General features: G+C 69.3%; 23 protein-coding genes. 7 read left to right on the top strand and 16 right to left on the bottom strand.

Translation table 11 applies throughout. The annotated features are described in order from the left end of the window. The first annotated feature begins 125 nt into the window (after positions 1-125). The 3 genes from Q8Q71_RS05850 to Q8Q71_RS05840 are packed head-to-tail and all read left to right on the top strand — an operon-like array spanning position 126 to position 2,073. Entirely contained in the window at positions 126-758 is a 633-nt protein-coding gene (locus Q8Q71_RS05850) for a DUF938 domain-containing protein (RefSeq protein ID WP_305758691.1), read from the top strand. A 60-nt stretch (positions 759-818) separates the two neighbouring features. Then, positions 819-1,313: a heme-binding protein gene (locus Q8Q71_RS05845; RefSeq protein WP_305758690.1), complete on the top strand. Its 495-nt coding sequence runs from the start codon at positions 819-821 to the stop codon at positions 1,311-1,313. Positions 1,314-1,317: 4 nt separating this feature from the next. After that, a complete protein-coding gene (locus tag Q8Q71_RS05840; protein WP_305758689.1) occupies positions 1,318-2,073 on the top strand; it encodes a pseudouridine synthase in 756 nt (251 codons plus the stop codon). A gap of 187 nt (positions 2,074-2,260) precedes the next feature. On the opposite strand, the gene Q8Q71_RS05835 is transcribed toward Q8Q71_RS05840, so the two are convergent. Genes Q8Q71_RS05835 through Q8Q71_RS05825 form a run of 3 tightly spaced genes read right to left on the bottom strand, consistent with a single transcriptional unit; the run spans position 2,261 to position 3,876 of the window. Beyond that, complete coding sequence (locus Q8Q71_RS05835; RefSeq protein WP_305758688.1) at positions 2,261-2,791, bottom strand: dihydrofolate reductase family protein; 531 nt, start codon at positions 2,789-2,791, stop codon at positions 2,261-2,263. 5 nt (positions 2,792-2,796) lie between these two features. Then, positions 2,797-3,162: a hypothetical protein gene (locus Q8Q71_RS05830; RefSeq protein ID WP_305758687.1), complete on the bottom strand. Its 366-nt coding sequence runs from the start codon at positions 3,160-3,162 to the stop codon at positions 2,797-2,799. A gap of 42 nt (positions 3,163-3,204) precedes the next feature. Then, complete coding sequence (locus tag Q8Q71_RS05825) at positions 3,205-3,876, bottom strand: glutathione S-transferase family protein (protein WP_305758686.1); 672 nt, start codon at positions 3,874-3,876, stop codon at positions 3,205-3,207. Between the two features lie 60 nt (positions 3,877-3,936). On the opposite strand from Q8Q71_RS05825, the gene Q8Q71_RS05820 reads away from it, so the two are divergent. Next, positions 3,937-4,374, top strand: coding sequence for a MarR family winged helix-turn-helix transcriptional regulator (locus Q8Q71_RS05820; protein ID WP_305758685.1), 438 nt, complete (start codon positions 3,937-3,939; stop codon positions 4,372-4,374). A 6-nt stretch (positions 4,375-4,380) separates the two neighbouring features. On the opposite strand, the gene Q8Q71_RS05815 is transcribed toward Q8Q71_RS05820, so the two are convergent. The 9 genes from Q8Q71_RS05815 to Q8Q71_RS05775 all read right to left on the bottom strand — a co-directional run bounded on the left by Q8Q71_RS05815 (position 4,381) and on the right by Q8Q71_RS05775 (position 10,822). After that, positions 4,381-4,827, bottom strand: a complete 447-nt coding sequence (locus tag Q8Q71_RS05815) for a hypothetical protein (protein WP_305758684.1) — start codon at positions 4,825-4,827, stop codon at positions 4,381-4,383. A gap of 76 nt (positions 4,828-4,903) precedes the next feature. Next, positions 4,904-5,647 carry a MauE/DoxX family redox-associated membrane protein gene (locus Q8Q71_RS05810; RefSeq protein WP_305758683.1) on the bottom strand — a complete coding sequence of 248 codons (744 nt, stop codon included), beginning with the start codon at positions 5,645-5,647 and terminating at the stop codon, positions 4,904-4,906. 53 nt (positions 5,648-5,700) lie between these two features. Continuing rightward, a complete protein-coding gene (locus Q8Q71_RS05805; RefSeq protein ID WP_305758682.1) occupies positions 5,701-6,357 on the bottom strand; it encodes a glutathione S-transferase family protein in 657 nt (218 codons plus the stop codon). Between the two features lie 104 nt (positions 6,358-6,461). Continuing rightward, positions 6,462-6,665: a hypothetical protein gene (locus Q8Q71_RS05800; RefSeq protein ID WP_305758681.1), complete on the bottom strand. Its 204-nt coding sequence runs from the start codon at positions 6,663-6,665 to the stop codon at positions 6,462-6,464. A gap of 229 nt (positions 6,666-6,894) precedes the next feature. After that, positions 6,895-7,485: a hypothetical protein gene (locus Q8Q71_RS05795; protein ID WP_305758680.1), complete on the bottom strand. Its 591-nt coding sequence runs from the start codon at positions 7,483-7,485 to the stop codon at positions 6,895-6,897. Beyond that, complete coding sequence (locus tag Q8Q71_RS05790; protein ID WP_305758679.1) at positions 7,482-7,751, bottom strand: hypothetical protein; 270 nt, start codon at positions 7,749-7,751, stop codon at positions 7,482-7,484. Before Q8Q71_RS05790 ends, Q8Q71_RS05795 begins: the two co-directional genes overlap by 4 nt. 153 nt (positions 7,752-7,904) lie before the next feature. Then, positions 7,905-9,437 (bottom strand): acyl-CoA carboxylase subunit beta, encoded by a 1,533-nt coding sequence (locus tag Q8Q71_RS05785; protein ID WP_305758678.1) that lies wholly within the window; start codon positions 9,435-9,437, stop codon positions 7,905-7,907. A 68-nt stretch (positions 9,438-9,505) separates the two neighbouring features. Further along, positions 9,506-10,270, bottom strand: coding sequence for an ATP12 family chaperone protein (locus tag Q8Q71_RS05780; RefSeq protein ID WP_305758677.1), 765 nt, complete (start codon positions 10,268-10,270; stop codon positions 9,506-9,508). 60 nt (positions 10,271-10,330) lie between these two features. Then, positions 10,331-10,822, bottom strand: a complete 492-nt coding sequence (locus Q8Q71_RS05775) for a hypothetical protein (RefSeq protein WP_305758676.1) — start codon at positions 10,820-10,822, stop codon at positions 10,331-10,333. 149 nt (positions 10,823-10,971) lie between these two features. Here Q8Q71_RS05775 and Q8Q71_RS05770 point away from each other — a divergent pair, with 149 nt between their 5' ends. Continuing rightward, positions 10,972-11,262 (top strand): hypothetical protein, encoded by a 291-nt coding sequence (locus Q8Q71_RS05770; RefSeq protein WP_305758675.1) that lies wholly within the window; start codon positions 10,972-10,974, stop codon positions 11,260-11,262. 25 nt (positions 11,263-11,287) lie between these two features. Here the strand turns inward: Q8Q71_RS05770 and Q8Q71_RS05765 are convergent, their stop codons facing one another. After that, positions 11,288-11,857, bottom strand: coding sequence for a hypothetical protein (locus tag Q8Q71_RS05765; protein ID WP_305758674.1), 570 nt, complete (start codon positions 11,855-11,857; stop codon positions 11,288-11,290). Positions 11,858-12,076: 219 nt separating this feature from the next. Between Q8Q71_RS05765 and Q8Q71_RS05760 the strand changes: the two genes are divergently transcribed. After that, on the top strand, positions 12,077-12,541 hold the full coding sequence (locus Q8Q71_RS05760) for a GyrI-like domain-containing protein (RefSeq protein WP_305758673.1): 465 nt from the start codon (positions 12,077-12,079) through the stop codon (positions 12,539-12,541). A 13-nt stretch (positions 12,542-12,554) separates the two neighbouring features. Here Q8Q71_RS05760 and Q8Q71_RS05755 read toward each other — a convergent pair whose 3' ends face one another. The 3 genes from Q8Q71_RS05755 to crcB are packed head-to-tail and all read right to left on the bottom strand — an operon-like array spanning position 12,555 to position 14,658. Further along, positions 12,555-13,247, bottom strand: coding sequence for an HAD-IA family hydrolase (locus tag Q8Q71_RS05755; RefSeq protein WP_305758672.1), 693 nt, complete (start codon positions 13,245-13,247; stop codon positions 12,555-12,557). After that, positions 13,244-14,278 (bottom strand): RluA family pseudouridine synthase, encoded by a 1,035-nt coding sequence (locus Q8Q71_RS05750; protein ID WP_305758671.1) that lies wholly within the window; start codon positions 14,276-14,278, stop codon positions 13,244-13,246. The genes Q8Q71_RS05755 and Q8Q71_RS05750 overlap by 4 nt, the downstream gene beginning before the upstream one ends. Then, on the bottom strand, positions 14,275-14,658 hold the full coding sequence (gene crcB, locus Q8Q71_RS05745) for a fluoride efflux transporter CrcB (RefSeq protein ID WP_305758670.1): 384 nt from the start codon (positions 14,656-14,658) through the stop codon (positions 14,275-14,277). The genes Q8Q71_RS05750 and crcB overlap by 4 nt, the downstream gene beginning before the upstream one ends. Before the next feature lie 47 nt (positions 14,659-14,705). On the opposite strand from crcB, the gene Q8Q71_RS05740 reads away from it, so the two are divergent. Then, entirely contained in the window at positions 14,706-15,146 is a 441-nt protein-coding gene (locus Q8Q71_RS05740; protein WP_305758669.1) for a DUF2214 family protein, read from the top strand. Positions 15,147-15,260: the final 114 nt, after the last annotated feature.

Genomic DNA, 15,260 nt, shown 5'->3' with positions numbered 1-15,260 from the left:
GGAATGACACCGATGCGGACGCGGCGTCAACCGAAGCACGTTTCAACCTCTCGCGAGCCCGGCGCCTGGCGGAGCCTGCATAATTCCGGTCGCGGCGCGGGCCCTGGCGGGGTATCCGGACGGCCATGCAGACGATGGACGCCGCCGTTGCGACCCCCCATGGCGCCCTCGCCTCGCCCGCCGTGGCGCGGAACAGGGGCCCGATCCTCGATGTTCTGAAGGCGCATATGCCGGGACGCGGACGGGTGCTGGAGATCGCCGCCGGATCGGGCGAACACGCTGTGGCCTTCGCTCGCGCCCTCCCCGGCCTCGACTGGACGCCCGCCGACCCCAGCCCGGAGGCGCGGGCCAGCATCGAGGCCTGGGCGGCGGCGGCCGACCTGCCGAACCTCCGCGCCCCGCTGGCGCTGGACGTGCTGGACCCGGCGACCTGGCCGGAGGGGCCGGTGCAGGCCGTGGTCTGCATCAACATGATCCACATCAGCCCCTGGGCGGCGACCGAGGGGCTGATGACGCTGGCGGGCCGGCGGCTGACGCCGGGCGGCCTGCTGGTCCTGTACGGGCCGTATCGCGAGGCGGAGGTCCCGCTGGCGGCGTCGAACGCGGCCTTCGACGACAGCCTGAAGGCGCGCGATCCGGCCTGGGGCCTGCGCGACCGGGATACGGTCGTGGCGGCGGCCAAGGCGGAGGGGCTGGCGTTGACGCGGCGGGTCGGGATGCCCGCCAACAATCTGATGCTGCTGTTCCGGCGCCTGTAGGCCGGACTTGCGCCGGCATCTCCGAGATGGGACGGCAGGACGGATTGATGGAGCCCGATCATGAAACCGCTCATCCTCGCCCTTGTGTTGATCGCCACGCCCGGAGCGGTCCAGGCGCAGACGCCCCCGCCGGCCCCGGCCGCGCCCTCCACGCCCGCCCCGCCCTATGGCGCGCCGATCGGGCTGGAGGCGGCGCAGGCGTTGATCGACCGCGCGACGGCGGCAGCCTCGGCGCGCGGCTTCCGCATGGCCTTTGCGGTGGTCGAGCCGTCGGGGGCGCTGGTCGCCTTCGCGCGGATGGACGACGTCCAGTACGGATCCATCGCCGTCGCCCAGGCCAAGGCGCGCTCGGCGGCGCTGTTCCGGGGGCCGACGGCGGCCGCGGAGGCCCGGGTGCTGGCGGGGCGGACGGTCAGCCTGGCCATCGAGGGGCTGGTCCCGGTCGCGGGCGGCGTGCCGATCGTGGTCGACGGCCGCATCGTCGGGGCTATCGGCGTTTCGGGCGCCAGCTCGGCCGAGGACGACGAGATCGCCCGCGCGGCCCTGGGCCAATAGACCCTTGGCCTTCTCCCGCACCTACGACGGCCCGGAGCCGGTCCGGATCAACAAATGGCTGGGCCAGAGCGGCGTCTGCTCGCGGCGCGAGGCCGACGCCCTGATCGCTGACGGCCTGGTCTCGGTCGACGGAGAGGTGGTGACCGACGCCGGGCGCAGGCTGGCGCCGGGACAGACCCTGACCCTCAGCGACCGGGCGACGGCGGCCCTGGCCGAGGGGGTGACCATCGTCCTGCACAAGCCGATGGGCTTCGTCTCGGGCCAGCCGGAGCCGGACAAGATCCCGGCGGCAAGGCTGATCACCGAGGCCAACCGGGTCGGGCCGGGCGCGGTCCCGGCCGGGGACGCCTCCCTGCCCCCGATCGGGCGGCTGGACGAGGACTCGCGCGGCCTTCTGCTGCTGTCGTCGGACGGGGTGGTGGCCAAGGCGGTGATCGGGCCGCAGTCCGATCTGGACAAGGAATATCTGGTCCGCGTCGCCGGCGACGTCACCGAGAAGAAGCTGAAGATCCTGCGCCACGGCCTGATGCTGGACGGCCGCCAGCTGAAGCCGGCCTGGGTCAGCCGGATGGAATCCTTTCGGCTCAAATTCATCCTGCGCGAGGGCCGCAACCGCCAGATCCGGCGGATGTGCGAGATGGTCGATCTGGAGGTCGTGGATTTGATCCGTGTACGGATCGGGCCGCTGAAGCTGGACAATCTGCCCGAGGGCCGGTGGCGGATGCTGACCCCGGAGGAACGGGCGGCGCTGGTCGGCTGAGCGGACCAAGACACCGTCCGAAGCGTCCGAAGAGTCCGAAGCGTCCGGTTTCGTCGTCCCGAAACACCGTCCGAAGCGTCCGAACCGTCCGAACCGTCCGGTTGGGACTCTGATCCAGTTTTCAAAGACCGGGGCGCATCGTATCAACCCGATACGCCAGAATCGGACGCATTACGGCGCGGCGCCGTCACGCGGGCACATAGGTCAGCCGGATCGCCTCCCGGCCGATCCGGTCATGGGCGACGAGGCGGAGCGGCGGCACGGCGGCGGCGAAGAACGGCGCGCCCCGCCCCAGCACGACGGGGTGGAGGTAGAGGCGGTATTCGTCGATCAGACCGAGGTCGGTCAGGCCTTGCGCCAGGACCGGGCCGCCGACGTGGATTTCGCCCTCGAAGTCGGTCTTCAGCCGGCGGACCACGCCCTCCATGTCGCTCGGGACAAGGGTGGCGTCAGGGCCGACCGAGGTCAGGGTGCGGGACACGACCCATTTGCGTTCGGCGCGCCACGCCGCCGCGAACGCCCGATGGTCCGGGGTCCAGTCGGGATCGTCTTCTTCCCAGTAGCGCATGATCTCGTAGAGCTTGCGGCCGTAGATGCTGCCGGTCGCGGTGCGCACCACGTCGATCCAGTGCCGGAAGAGCTCCGGATCGGGCGCGAATTTGTCATGGTCGACGTAGCCGTCCAGCGAAACGTTCATGTCGAAGACGAGACGGGCCATACTGGTCAAGGGCCGGGAATCGGCAGGATCGGCATCACCTCCACCGCATCGCCCGGAAAGTGGGTGAAGTGCGGATGGTCTTCGAACATCCGGGCCGCGGCGTCATGCGAGGCGGCGCGCACCACCACGTAGACAGCCAGGTTGTTGGAGACATCCGCCACCCCGTCTCCCGAAACGCGTTTCGTCCGGCCGAGCGGCCCGCCGTTGTCCACGATGGAGTCGCGATGGGTCTCGACCCAGGCGCCCCAGGCGGCCATGCCTTCCTGCTCGCGGGCGCGCCGCTGGTCATCGGACAGGGCGTTCCAGGTCGCCCGGCGCGGGCCGTCGCCAGACCCGAGGAAGACCGCGAGATAGGTGTCCTTGGAGTTCATGTTCAGGCCTTCTGTTGCGCTGTCGGTGTTGGGAGAAGGAGTTCAGGCCGGCGCCAGTTCGGGATTGGCCGCCTCGGCCGCCCTGAACGGCTTCATCTGGTCCTCAAGCGCCCGCCTGAACGCCGGCCGGGCCTCGGCCCGGGCGACGTAGTCGGCCAGCGCCGGATAGTCGGCGACGATGTCCGTATGGCGCAGGTCACGCAGCACGTGGGTCATCAGGATGTCGGCGCCGCTGAAGCGGTCGTTGGCGAACCATTTGCGGTCGCCGAGGGCGGCCTGCAGGTCGGCCAGCCGCTTGCGCAGCATGGCCTCGACCTCGGGGCGGCGTTCCTTCGCCCAGCCCTTGTCGGCGTTGAACAGGTCGATCGTGGCCAGCTCGGCCACACAGGGCTCGACGCTGTTCATGGCGGCGAACAGCCAGGTCATCACCATGGCGCGGCCCGCCTCGTCGGCCGGCATCAGCTGATCCGAGTTCTGCGCGATGTAGAGGACGATGGCGCCGCTCTCGAACATCTCGACCTTGCCGTCGCTGAAGGCCGGCACCTGGCCGAAGGGCTGGCGGGCGCGATAGGCGGGCGTCGACTGGTCCTCGAAGCCGATCAGATGGTCGTCATAGCCCAGCCCCGCCTCCTCCAGCGCCCAGCGGACGCGGATGTCGCGCACCGAACCCTGGGCGAAGGGCGGGACCCATTTGAAGGCGGTGACCTGGATCATGCGGGGCTCCTTCTGAAGCGTCGGATTGACAGATGAGTTGATATCAACCTATCTGAACCCATGTCAACCGCCGCCACCTATGCGACCACCCTGCACATCAAGGACCACTGCCTGTGCCTGCATGCGCAGCGGGCGGCGCGGACCCTGTCGCGGCGCTTCGACGAGGCCTTCCGGCCGCTGGGGATCACCAGCGGCCAGTTCTCGCTGCTCAACAGCCTGAACCGGCCCGATCCGCCGACCATCGGCGCGGTGGCCAGCCTGCTGGCCATGGACCGGTCGACCGTGACGGCCAATCTCAAGCCGCTGGAACGGGCCGGGCTGGCGACGGTGTCGGTCGATGCGAAGGACCGGCGCGGGCGACGGGCCGCCCTGACGGACAAGGGCCGCGCCCTGCTGGCGGCGGCCACGCCGGTGTGGATCGGGGAGCATGCCCGTCTCGAGGCGGGACTGGACGGCGAGGCGGAGGCGCTGCGGGCGGGGCTGAGGGGCCTGGGATAGCCGCCCTCACCGATGCGGCGGCTCCAGATCGCGTGCATCGGCGTCGGCGCGGCCGCCGAAGCGGGGATCGAGGCGTTCGGCCCAGACCAGCGGCCAGGCCTCGGTGACCGGACCGGCCCCGCGCGCATCCCACTCCAGGTACACCACCCAGGCCTCGCCCTCGACCGGCAGGGGCAGGACCCGCGGGCACTCCGTCTGCTCCTCGTGCCACAGGCGGAGCCGTCCGGTCTGGGGATAGCCCTCGACCGTCCGGTCGATCTCGAACTCGGCGGTGAAGGCGCGGTTCGGCCGCTCCGGGGCCCGGGAGTCGACCGTGACGACGGTGGCGACCGCGACGGTGACATAGTCCCCGGCCATGCGTTCGGCGGGCGTATCGATCGGCCGCATGCAGGCCCGGGCGGCCACCGGGGCGGCCAGCCACAGGGCCAGGACAATCAGGGCGGGGCGGATCATGGCGGCGTCTCCTGCCGGGACAGGAGCACACTCCGTCGGATCGCGCAGCCCCCGCCGCGCCGGACGTCAGGCTCCGTCAGCGCCCCGCCAGCATCCAGACCGCCATCGCGACCATCATCAGGTTCTCGGTCAGGGAGACGAAGCCCAGCGGCACGTTGGACGAGCCGCCGACGCAGGCGCATTTGAGCTCGCGTTTGTCGATCCAGACCGCCTTGAACACCGAGACGGCGCCGACGCCGCCGATGAACAGGGCCACCGGGGCCGACAGCCAGGTCAGGGCGCCGGCCAGCATCAGCACGCCCGCGCTGAGCTCAGCGAACGGATAGATGTAGCCGTACGGGATCCAGCGCCGGGCCAGCAGGTCGTAGTTGAGGAACATGGTCGAGAAGCGCTCGACGTCCTGCAGCTTGAGCATGGCCAGCAGACACATGGCTGTGGCGATGAAATCGGGCAGGACCATCGCCGTGATCGCCCGCATCGACAGCCAGTCGATCGCCAGGGCGATCAGGGCCGCGACGGCGAAGACCACCAGGACCGGGGTGTAGCTGGTCGCGCCCTCCCCGGGGACCTTCTGGCCGAAGAAGCGGCGCAGGTCGTCCCAGCCGCCGATGCGGACGCCGCCGATGAAGGTCTGGGGCGTGGTGTCGACGCCGTGCAGGGCCTTGAAGGCGTCGGTTTCCTCGCGGGTCTTCAGATGGTGGTCCTGGACGGCGTAGCCCTTGCGGCGCAGCAGCCACAGGGACTTCTGGCCGTACGGGCAGATGTGGTCGGGCATGACCATGCGGTGGAGGACGGCGGTGCGGGGCGACGGCGCGGCCATGCAAGGAAAGCGAAGCAGGGGTCGGGGAGTTCCGGACCGCGGCAGCTGTTCCGCTATTCAATCTTCGCCCGGTGGGCGCCCAGCCGTTCGGCGTAGAGGTCGAGGGTGCGTTTCCACGCCGGCCGGGCCATGGCGCGGGCGTAGAAGGCCTTCACGTTGGGATAGCCGTCCATCAGCTCGGTGTGGCGGAGCTGGCGCAGGACCGAGGCCAGCAACAGGTCGGCGATGGTGAAGTCGTCGGCGGCGATCCAGTCGCGGCCCTCGAGCCGGCGGTTGACGCCGTCGAGCACGCGGTGGGTCCAGCCGGTCAGGAAGGCGCGCGCCTCCCCCGGCTCGCCCATGGCCCCCATGTCCATCAGCTTGAGCGGCTGGATCGGGCCCTCGACGGTGGACAGGGCGGCGAGGGTCCACTGGATGACGTGGGCGCGGCCGTCGGCGTCGGCCGGGATCAGCTTGCCGGACTTTTCCGCCAGATGGATCAGGATGGCGGCGGATTCGGACAGGGTGACATCGCCATCGGTCAGGATCGGGATCTGGTTGAAGGGGCTGATGGCCGAGAACGCGGGGCCGGTGGTCTCGCCGCCGGTGTGGTCCCAGCCGCGCACGGCATAGGGCAGCCCCATCTCCTCCAGCGCCCACTGGATGCGCAGGTCGCGGGTCTCGCCATGGACGAAGGGATGGACGCGGCCGAAGGCGTGGAGGGTGATCATGGGGGCACCATAATCCCTTCTCCCCTCGGGGGAGAAGGTGGCCCGGAGGGCCGGATGAGGGGGATGGTCAGTTTCGACTGGCCGCCAGCAGGTCCGGAGCCGGCCTACCCCTCATCCGGACGGCTCCGCCGCCCACCTTCTCCCCCAAGGGGAGAAGGGAGATGTCGTGCGACCTTCTTCTCCAGCAACGCCACCAGCTCCGGCTGCATGAAGGCGTAGTCGTCGGGGATGTCGAGACAGATGACGCGGGCGCGCTTCAGCTGCGCCCGGAAGCGGCGCTGGAGTTTGGCGCGGTGGGCGCGCTCCATGACGAAGATGATGTCGGCCCATTCCTCGTCATCCCGGACTTGATCCGGGATCGGTGGAGCATGGCTCCTCCGCATCGGGCGCCAGGCCGGCGGAGGCGGTCTCGACGCCGGGCCGGGACGCAAACACCTGCTTGGCCGTGGGGGAGCGGAGGCTCTGCGCCTCTCAATTATCACGGGACAGGCCGGAGCGAGCTCTCAGACTACGCGCGGATTTTCTGTCTAGCCTTGGCTAGGTCGCCCTTCCTGCAGGTTTCGCATTGTCGGCTTCTGGATCATTTTCCGACGTTGCCGATTTAATCTTCACATCTGATTGTTCGGGCACAATCACCGATTGGACATAGCTCAACGCCCGTTGCGAAAGCGCTGGATCGAGCAAATTCACAAACCACGACAGCGCCATCACGATGAGCGTGAGTCCAACGGCTCCAAAAAACGCGTCCCGCGATTTGACGAGAAAGTAGGTAGCGAGACGGATTCCAGAGTGAGTCTTTTTATATTTCAGCCAAACTCTAGGAAATTGCGTCAGTACGTATTGGTGTAGTTCTGCTTCGGCCTTCGCTTGCAACGCAATGATTTCCTCCTCTCGGACTTTATCCCATTCATCGAGATACTTCCGATCATCAAAGGACGTGTCTCCGCTCTTCTCGTAAGCCTCGGCTTCGATTTCCCAACAGTGCTGAACGTATTTTCCTACGCGGACCAACCATTCTGGTCCGTCGTTCTTCTCGGAGCTGACGAGAAAGCGATCCCGAGCGACGTTGTACTCGACAGCCGCTTTAGGATTGATCGTCTGCCCCCGCTTGCCGCGGGGCCCGCTCACGCCGCATTCTTCTGCGCGTCGTCGGCAGGCTTGAACCTACGTCGCATCTTTTCCAGCAGCTTGGCCACCAACAGGGCACGCCACTCTGTCTGAAGCTGCTGTGCTACGATCTCAGCTAGGTAAACGGTGATAAGCCGCTCTACCTCATGCGCTTGGGCAAGACCGTCTGATTGTTCGAGACGTCGCCTTGCTTGGGCTACGGCCTTCGCGCGGCTGGTCGACGGGACTTCCAAGGTTTCCGTTTCGACCACCGATGCCACGGCCACCCTGCTCAATAGATCGAATCCATCAGTTAGACTCCCCCCGGAGATTGCTTGAAAGCCGAAGAACTAAGCCTTCGCTCAGAGCTGTCAACCGATAGCTGTGACCAAACAAGGATATCTCCCCTTGGGCCCTTGCTCCAGTCGGGGCGGAAGACCCTACAGCGGAATATTATCGTGCTTCTTCCACGGATTGCTCTGCTGCTTGTTCTTCAGCGTCCGTAGCGCCCGGATCAGCCGTCTCCGCGTCCCGTGCGGCATGATCACGTCGTCGATATAGCCCAGGCCCGCCGCCACGAAGGGGTTGGCGAACTTTTCCCTGTACTCGGCCTCGCGCGCCGCCAGCGCCTCCGGGTCGCCGGCCTCCTTGCGGAAGATGATCTCGACCGCGCCCTTGGCGCCCATGACGGCGATCTCGGCCGAGGGCCAGGCGTAGTTGACGTCGCCGCGCAGGTGTTTGGAGCTCATCACGTCATAGGCGCCGCCATAGGCCTTGCGGGTGATGACGGTCAGTTTGGGCACCGTCGCCTCGGCATAGGCGAACAGCAGTTTGGCGCCGTGTTTGATCAGGCCGCCGTACTCCTGACGCGTGCCGGGCATGAAGCCGGGCACGTCGACGAAGGTCACCAGCGGGATGTCGAAGGCGTCGCAGAAGCGCACGAAGCGGGCGGCCTTGCGGCTGGAGTCGATGTCGAGGACGCCGGCGAGGACCTGGGGCTGGTTGGCGACGACGCCGACCGTCTGGCCGTCGAGGCGGCCGAAGCCGGTGACGATGTTCTTCGCGAAATCGGGGGCGATCTCGAAGAATTCGGCCTCGTCGACCGTCTTCAGGATCAGCTCCTTGATGTCATAGGGCTGGTTCGGATTGGCCGGGACGAGGGTGTCGAGGCTGTCTTCCTGGCGCTCGGGGTCGTCGTAGGAGTCGCGGACCGGGGGCTTTTCGCGGTTGGACAGGGGCAGGAAGCCGATCAGGCGGCGGACCTCGCTGAGGGCCTCCAGATCGTTCTCGAAGGCGCCGTCGGCGACGCCGGACTTCTGGGCGTGGACGCGGGCGCCGCCCAGGTCCTCGTGGGTGACCACCTCATTGGTGACCGTCTTCACCACATCGGGGCCGGTCACGTACATGTAGCTGGTGTCCTTCACCATGAAGATGAAGTCGGTGATGGCGGGGGAATAGACGTCGCCGCCGGCGCAGGGGCCCATGATGACGCTGATCTGGGGGATCACCCCCGAGGCCAGGGTGTTCTGCAGGAAGATGTCGGCGTAGCCGGCCAGGGCCTCGACCCCCTCCTGGATGCGGGCGCCGCCGGCGTCGAACAGGCCGATGATCGGGGCGCCGTTGGTCAGGGCCATGGTCTGGATCTTGACGATCTTGGCCGCGTGGGCGCCCGAGAGCGAGCCGCCGAAGACGGTGAAATCCTTGGAGAAGACATAGACCAGACGGCCGCCGATGGTCCCCCGGCCTGTGACCACGCCGTCGCCGGGAATGCGCTGGTTTTCCATGCCGAACTGGGTCGAGCGGTGCTCGACGAACATGTCGGTCTCCTCGAACGAGCCCTCGTCGAGCAGGACGTCGATGCGTTCGCGGGCGGTCAGCTTGCCCTTGCCGTGCTGGCTGGCGATGCGTTTCTCGCCGCCGCCGAGGCGGGCGCCGGCGCGGCGCGCTTCGAGCTGTTCGAGGATGTCTTGCATGGGGCCTCTCCTTGGGGCTCGAGGCTTAAGGAGAGGCGGGGCGGGAGGCAAGCCGGGGAGAGGCGCGGTTAGCTTTCCAGCGCCCGGAACCACCGGTCCAGCAGGACGGCCTCGGCCCGGCGGCCGGCGGTGCGTTCGGCGGCCTCGGCGTCGACGCCCCACTGGCGTTCCTGGAAGGCCTCGTCGAGGCGGCTGAGTTCGAAGGCGGCCTCGCCCGACAGCGCCCCGCGCTGGACCGCGAGGGCGAGGACGGCCGAGCCCAGCAGGGGCGTGGCCATGGCCAGGCCGGTCAGGGCGAAATCGTCCAGCCGGAGGGCCAGGTCGCGGACGCGGGCGATGGCGGCGGGGTCCTGGGGCCGGTGGACGATCCCCTCGGCAGGCTCCAGCGCCACGCCCAGCTCCCGCGCGGCCCAGTCGCGCCACGGCGTCCACTCGCGGGCCTGCTCCACGGCCAGCGAGGTCGGATGGTCGGCGAGGTAGCAGAGCAGGTCCGAGCCGGCGAAGGCGGCGATCTCTTCGGCCACCGGCTCGCGGACCTGGCTGACCCGGTCGATGGCGGTGGAGGCCAGGCGGGTGGCGGGCATGGTCGCCGGGTCGATGAACTCGCCCTGGGCGGCCCATTCCCCGGCGACCAGCCGGGCGGCGGCCCTGGTCGGCAGCACCAGCTGCGCATGGGCGGGCGTCTTCGGCGTGCGGCCGTCGAGGGTGACGGCCCAGCCCCCCTGCCCTTCGGCCACGTCGACGGCCTTCCAGAAGCGCTTGAGGCGCTCCTCGGACTCGCGAAAGCCCTTGCGGGCGGCGACATTGGGATCGAGGGGCGGGATGTGGCTCATGGCGGTCCTTGACGGATGCGGCCTCTACCCCCGCGCCCCGGCGCGGTCCACCCCTTCGGCTCAGGCGGTCTGGGCGAGGTCCTCGCGCAGGCCGCCGGCGAAGGCGTCGAGGGCGGCGTCGGCCCCTCCGGCGAGCACATCCCGCTGCGCGAGACTGAGGGTCGCGGCCAATTCCCGCCCGACGAGGCCCTCGATCTCGTCGAACACGCCATCACAGGGGGCGCCGCTGCCCGAGACGCAGAACGCCGCCAGCGTGCGGATCCGGGGACCGTGCCGGCTCAGCCAGGATCTCACCGGGGCGGACGGCTGGCCCGCCCACACCGGCGTGCCGACGACGACGAGCCGGTATGCGACCGGATTCACGCCGGCCTGGACGGCCACGGGACGGCGCAGCATTGACTGCCACACGCCGCGGAAGAACCCCGCGGCCCCGGCGTAGGAGGCGGGGACAAGGATCGGTTCGGCGTCCGCGCCGAGTCGGGCCGCGAGGGCCCGCGCCGCCTGTTCGGTGGAGCCTGAGCGCGAGAACCACGTCACCAGAATTTCGGCCATCCGCCCCCCCCCCCCCGCAAGATGTGAAAGGCTGGAACCCTGGCCGGCCGCAAGGCAGCCGCCTTGATCCTGATCAAGGCGCCCGCGCCGGCCTGGGGTCTGGAGTTCCGGGGCCGGCGTTCCAGCCGGTCCCCACCGGAGGACGGACCATGACCACCGCCACCGCCTATTCCCGAGAGTCCGCGAGGACGCTGAGCCTTTCCCGATGCGCCGTGACGGTCGGGCTGACCGTCGCCATCGTCTTCGCCCTGTGCTGGGTGGGGGCAGCGGCAGGCATCCTGCCCCGGTCGCACATGTTCATCTCGCTGTTCACGGACCAGCCCGTCGGCTCAACCGCGGCGCTCGGCTTCGGCCTGCTGTCGGCGCTGGGCTTCGGGCTCGGCTCGGGCGCGCTGGGCTCGCTGATCTACAACGCCTTCGCCTTCCTGCAGCGGCCGTAGGACGCCGCGACCGCCGACGCCCGGGTCAACGGCGCGTATCGACCGCGATCCAGTTCACCTCCCAGGTCGCCCCGCCGTCGGCCGAGAAGGCCTGTTCGAAGCGGGCGGAGTCCGCCGTGACGTCCGAAATCACGAACCGCACCAGAATGGCCCGGCCGGCCCATGTGTCCTGGCCGAAGAAGACCCCGCGGCCATCCCTGAACTCGCCGAACACGGGCGGGCTCAGCACCCCGCCGCCGGCGAAATTCAGGCTCCACTGCCGCGTTTCGGGGTTGTAGAGACGCAGCGAGAGGCCCTCGATCCGGCCCGCCGGACCCTCGACGGACAGCTCGACCAGATTGGCCCCGCCCTGAACGGGCCGGACCACGGTGGCCCCCTCATACTCGACCCAGGTCGTGGACCCGCTCAGCGGCCGCTGCAGCCGGGACAGCCGCGTGGTCCATTCGCCGATCTCCCAGTCGAAATCCCGGCGGCCGTCGCGCTCGGCCGCCGCCGGGACCGGCTGTTGCGCCAGCGTCGGAGCCGTCATCGCCGAAAATCCCAGAACCAGCGTCAGACCGCAGGACGCCAGTCCTGCCCGCACAAACCCCGCCATCATCCCTCTCCGCCTCATCGCGATCCGAACCGCCGGGCAACCTGGCCGATCACTCCGGGCGAGTCACGCACGTGGACCTGCGCAAGCCCCGCGGACCGGAAGCCGGCGAGCGAATGGCGCGGCCTTGAGGCAAATCAAGGCCCGCGCTCCGGGACGGATCAGGGTGGCGTTCGCCCGCGCCGTCCGCCGACACCGACCCGGTCCCCAAGGAGCAGAGCCATGCACATCGAAACCGTCGAATGGGAGCCGCAACCCATGCTCCATGTCACCCGGTCGTCCGGAATGATTCCGGGGGAGATTTCCGAGGTCATGGGCGAGGCCTTCGAAACGCTGGGCGCCTTCTTCGCCCGCGCCGGCGTCGCGCCGGCCGGCCCCCCGCTCGCAGTCTATCGCAACCGGGACGGCGCCAACATGAAGATCGATATCGGCTTCCCTGTGACTGCGTCTGACGCCGCCCGGGCCGAGGGCGACGTGAAGTCGGCCCTGACGCCGTCCGGCCGGGCGCTCACGACCGTCTACAGCGGACCGTATGAGGGCCTGAAGACGGCCTACGGCGAACTTGAGGACCATCTGAGGACGGCAGGCCTTCCCATGCCGTCGCTCTCCTGGGAGGTCTATCTGGACGATCCGTTCACAACCCCTCCCGAGGACCTGAAGACCCGGATCTGCATGCCGGTTTCCTGATCCGCGCGGCGGATCAGCCCGCTCCGGCTTTCGGGGCCGGAACTTGGGCGGCGAACCTGTCCAGGGCGGCCTCCAGGTCAGCGAAATCGGCGGCGACATGATGCGCCCCGGCGGCGATCTGCTCCTCCAGGGTATGGAAGCCCCAGGCGACGCCCAGAGGCAGGACGCCGGCGTTGATCGCCATCTCGATGTCATGGGCGGTGTCGCCGATCATGACGGTGCGCGCGGGGTCGGAGTCGCAGGCATTCATGGCGGCGTGGAGCATGGCGGGATCGGGCTTGCCCGGGCCGTCCTCGGCGCAGTGGGAGGACAGGAACATATCGGCCCAGCCCTCGCGGGCCAGGTTGCGGGCCACGCCGCGACGGTTCTGGCCGGTGGCCAGCGCCAGGCGCCAGCCGTCGCGGTGGAGGCCGCGCAGGGTGGCCGTGGCCTCGGGATAGAGCGGCTCCTCGTGCCCCTCGTCGTACATGCGCTGGAAGCTGGCGCGGAAGCCGGCGATGAAGCGGGCCAGTTCATCGGGGGCCAGGCCCGGCTCCAGCACCGCCATGGCGTGCTCCAGCGACAGGCCGACGATCTGGCGGACGCGGTCGTAGTCCGGCTCGGGCAGGCCGATGCCGCGCGCGGCCTCGCAGGCGGCGCGGTGGATCGAGGCGCGGCTGTCGACCAGGGTGCCGTCGATGTCGAAGACTGCGAGGAGTCGGCTCATCGCTGGCGGCGCACCCCTTCGAACGGATCGCTCTCATTACCCTCGGCCTCCTCGAAGCCGAAATGGGCGAAGCCGGCGCGCATTTCGGGGCTCAGCGGCGCCTCGACCTTCAGCATGCCGCCGCGCGGATGCTCCAGTTCGATGCTGCGGGCGTGGAGCTGCAGCTTCAGCGGGCCCGACAGCTCCTTCGACTTCTCGTCCCCGTATTTGGGATCGCCGAGGATTGGATGGCCGATGCCGGCCATGTGGGCGCGCAGCTGATGGGTCCGGCCGGTGAAGGGCCGCAGGGCCATCCAGCTGGCCCGGTGGGCGGCGCGGCTGATGGTGGCGAAGGCGGTCTCGGCCGGTTCGGCGCGCGGGTCCTTGCGGTCGGCGGGGCGCATCATCTCGAAGTCGTTGATGCCGGTCTTCTTCAGCGGCATGTCGATCTGGCCGGCCGAGGGCTTGGGATTGCCGATGACGATGGCCCAGTAGGTCTTCTTCGCCTGACGCCGGGCGAAGGCCCCGGCCAGCCGCTTGGCCGCCTCCGGCCCCTTGCCCAGCAGCAGGACGCCGGAGGTGTCGCGGTCGAGGCGGTGCACCAGACGCGGGCGGTCCATCCCCTCCCCCCAGGCCGACAACAGCCGGTCGACGTGGCGGCTGGTCTTGGTGCCGCCCTGGACGGCGAGGCCGTGGGGCTTGTTGATGGCGATGACCATGTCGTCCTCGTAGAGCACGAGGGACTTGGCGAATTTGATGTCCTGCGGGCTGAGCGTGTGCGGGTCTCCGGCCTTCCGCGACGCATCGTCCGGGATCGGCGGGACGCGCACGGCGGCCCCGGCGGTCAGCCGACCCTCGGGCTTGATCCGGGCGCCGTCGACGCGGATCTGGCCGCTGCGGGCCATCTTCTGCACCTGGATGTTGGACAGGTGCGGCCAGCGCCGGCGGAACCAGCGGTCGAGACGGATGCCGTCCTCGGCTTCGGCGACGTAGATCGTCAGGACCTCGCGCCTGGGGGGTTCGGGGGTGTCTTGAACAGGGTCGTCGGTCAAGAGGCGGCTCCGAAGGCGCGGCGGGCGACCATCAGGCCGATGAACAGGGCGATGACGGACAGCGCCACAGAGGCGGCGACGTAGCCGCCGGCCATGGCCAATTGACGGCGCTCGATCATCAGGGCCGTCTCCAGCGAAAAGGCCGAGAAGGTGGTGAAGCCGCCCAGCACCCCGACGGCGGCGAACAGCCGGATCGACTCGCCGTGCGCTCCGCCCCGGAAGGCCAGCCAGCCGGCCAGAAGACCCATCAGGAGGCCGCCGACGACGTTCGCCGTCAGCGTCGCCCACGGCCAGCCGGTCGCCGGCAGCAGGCGTCCGAGCCCGTAGCGGGCGACGGCGCCGAGGGCGCCCCCGGCTGCGACGATCAGAAAACGTGTCATGATGCGGGGCTTATACCGGACCCGGCCGCAAAGCGAAGGAGGCGCACGTGCTCGATCTCATCCTCGCCATTCTCCACCACATTTTCGTCTTCGGCCTGGTCGCCACCCTGGCGATGGAGGGCGTGATGCTGAAGGCCGCCGCGGTCGATCCGGCCCGGCTGGTCCATGTGGACGCCCGCTTCGGCATGACCGCCATGCTGGTCCTCGCCATCGGCGTCTGCCGCGTGGTCTGGGGCGGCAAGGGCTGGGCCTTCTATGCCGAAAACCCGTTCTTCTGGGGCAAGGTCGCGCTCTTCGCGGCCATCGGCCTGCTGTCGATCGGGCCGACGCTGCTGTTCTTCCGCTGGCGCAAGACCGCCGCGGGCGGGACCGCCTTCACGCCCCCCGCCGGCGAGCTGAAGCGGGCCCGGACCTGGGTCGGGGTGGAGGCCCTGCTGCTGGTTCCGCTGCTGGCCTGCGCGGCGGCCATGGCGCGATATCCGTTCTGACCGAAACTTCACTTGCCGGGAGGCAGGGTTAACGCCGATATCTGGCGGGCGGCGCCGCTTCGCGCCCAGGGGGAACGCCGTCGGCCCGACGGCGTCGATCCGCCATACTGCCGG

It is taken from the genome of Brevundimonas sp. (genome assembly GCF_030704825.1).
Lineage (GTDB): Bacteria > Pseudomonadota > Alphaproteobacteria > Caulobacterales > Caulobacteraceae > Brevundimonas.
The sequence above is the reverse complement of the archived record's forward strand: the minus strand, read 5'-3'. Positions and strand labels throughout refer to the sequence as shown.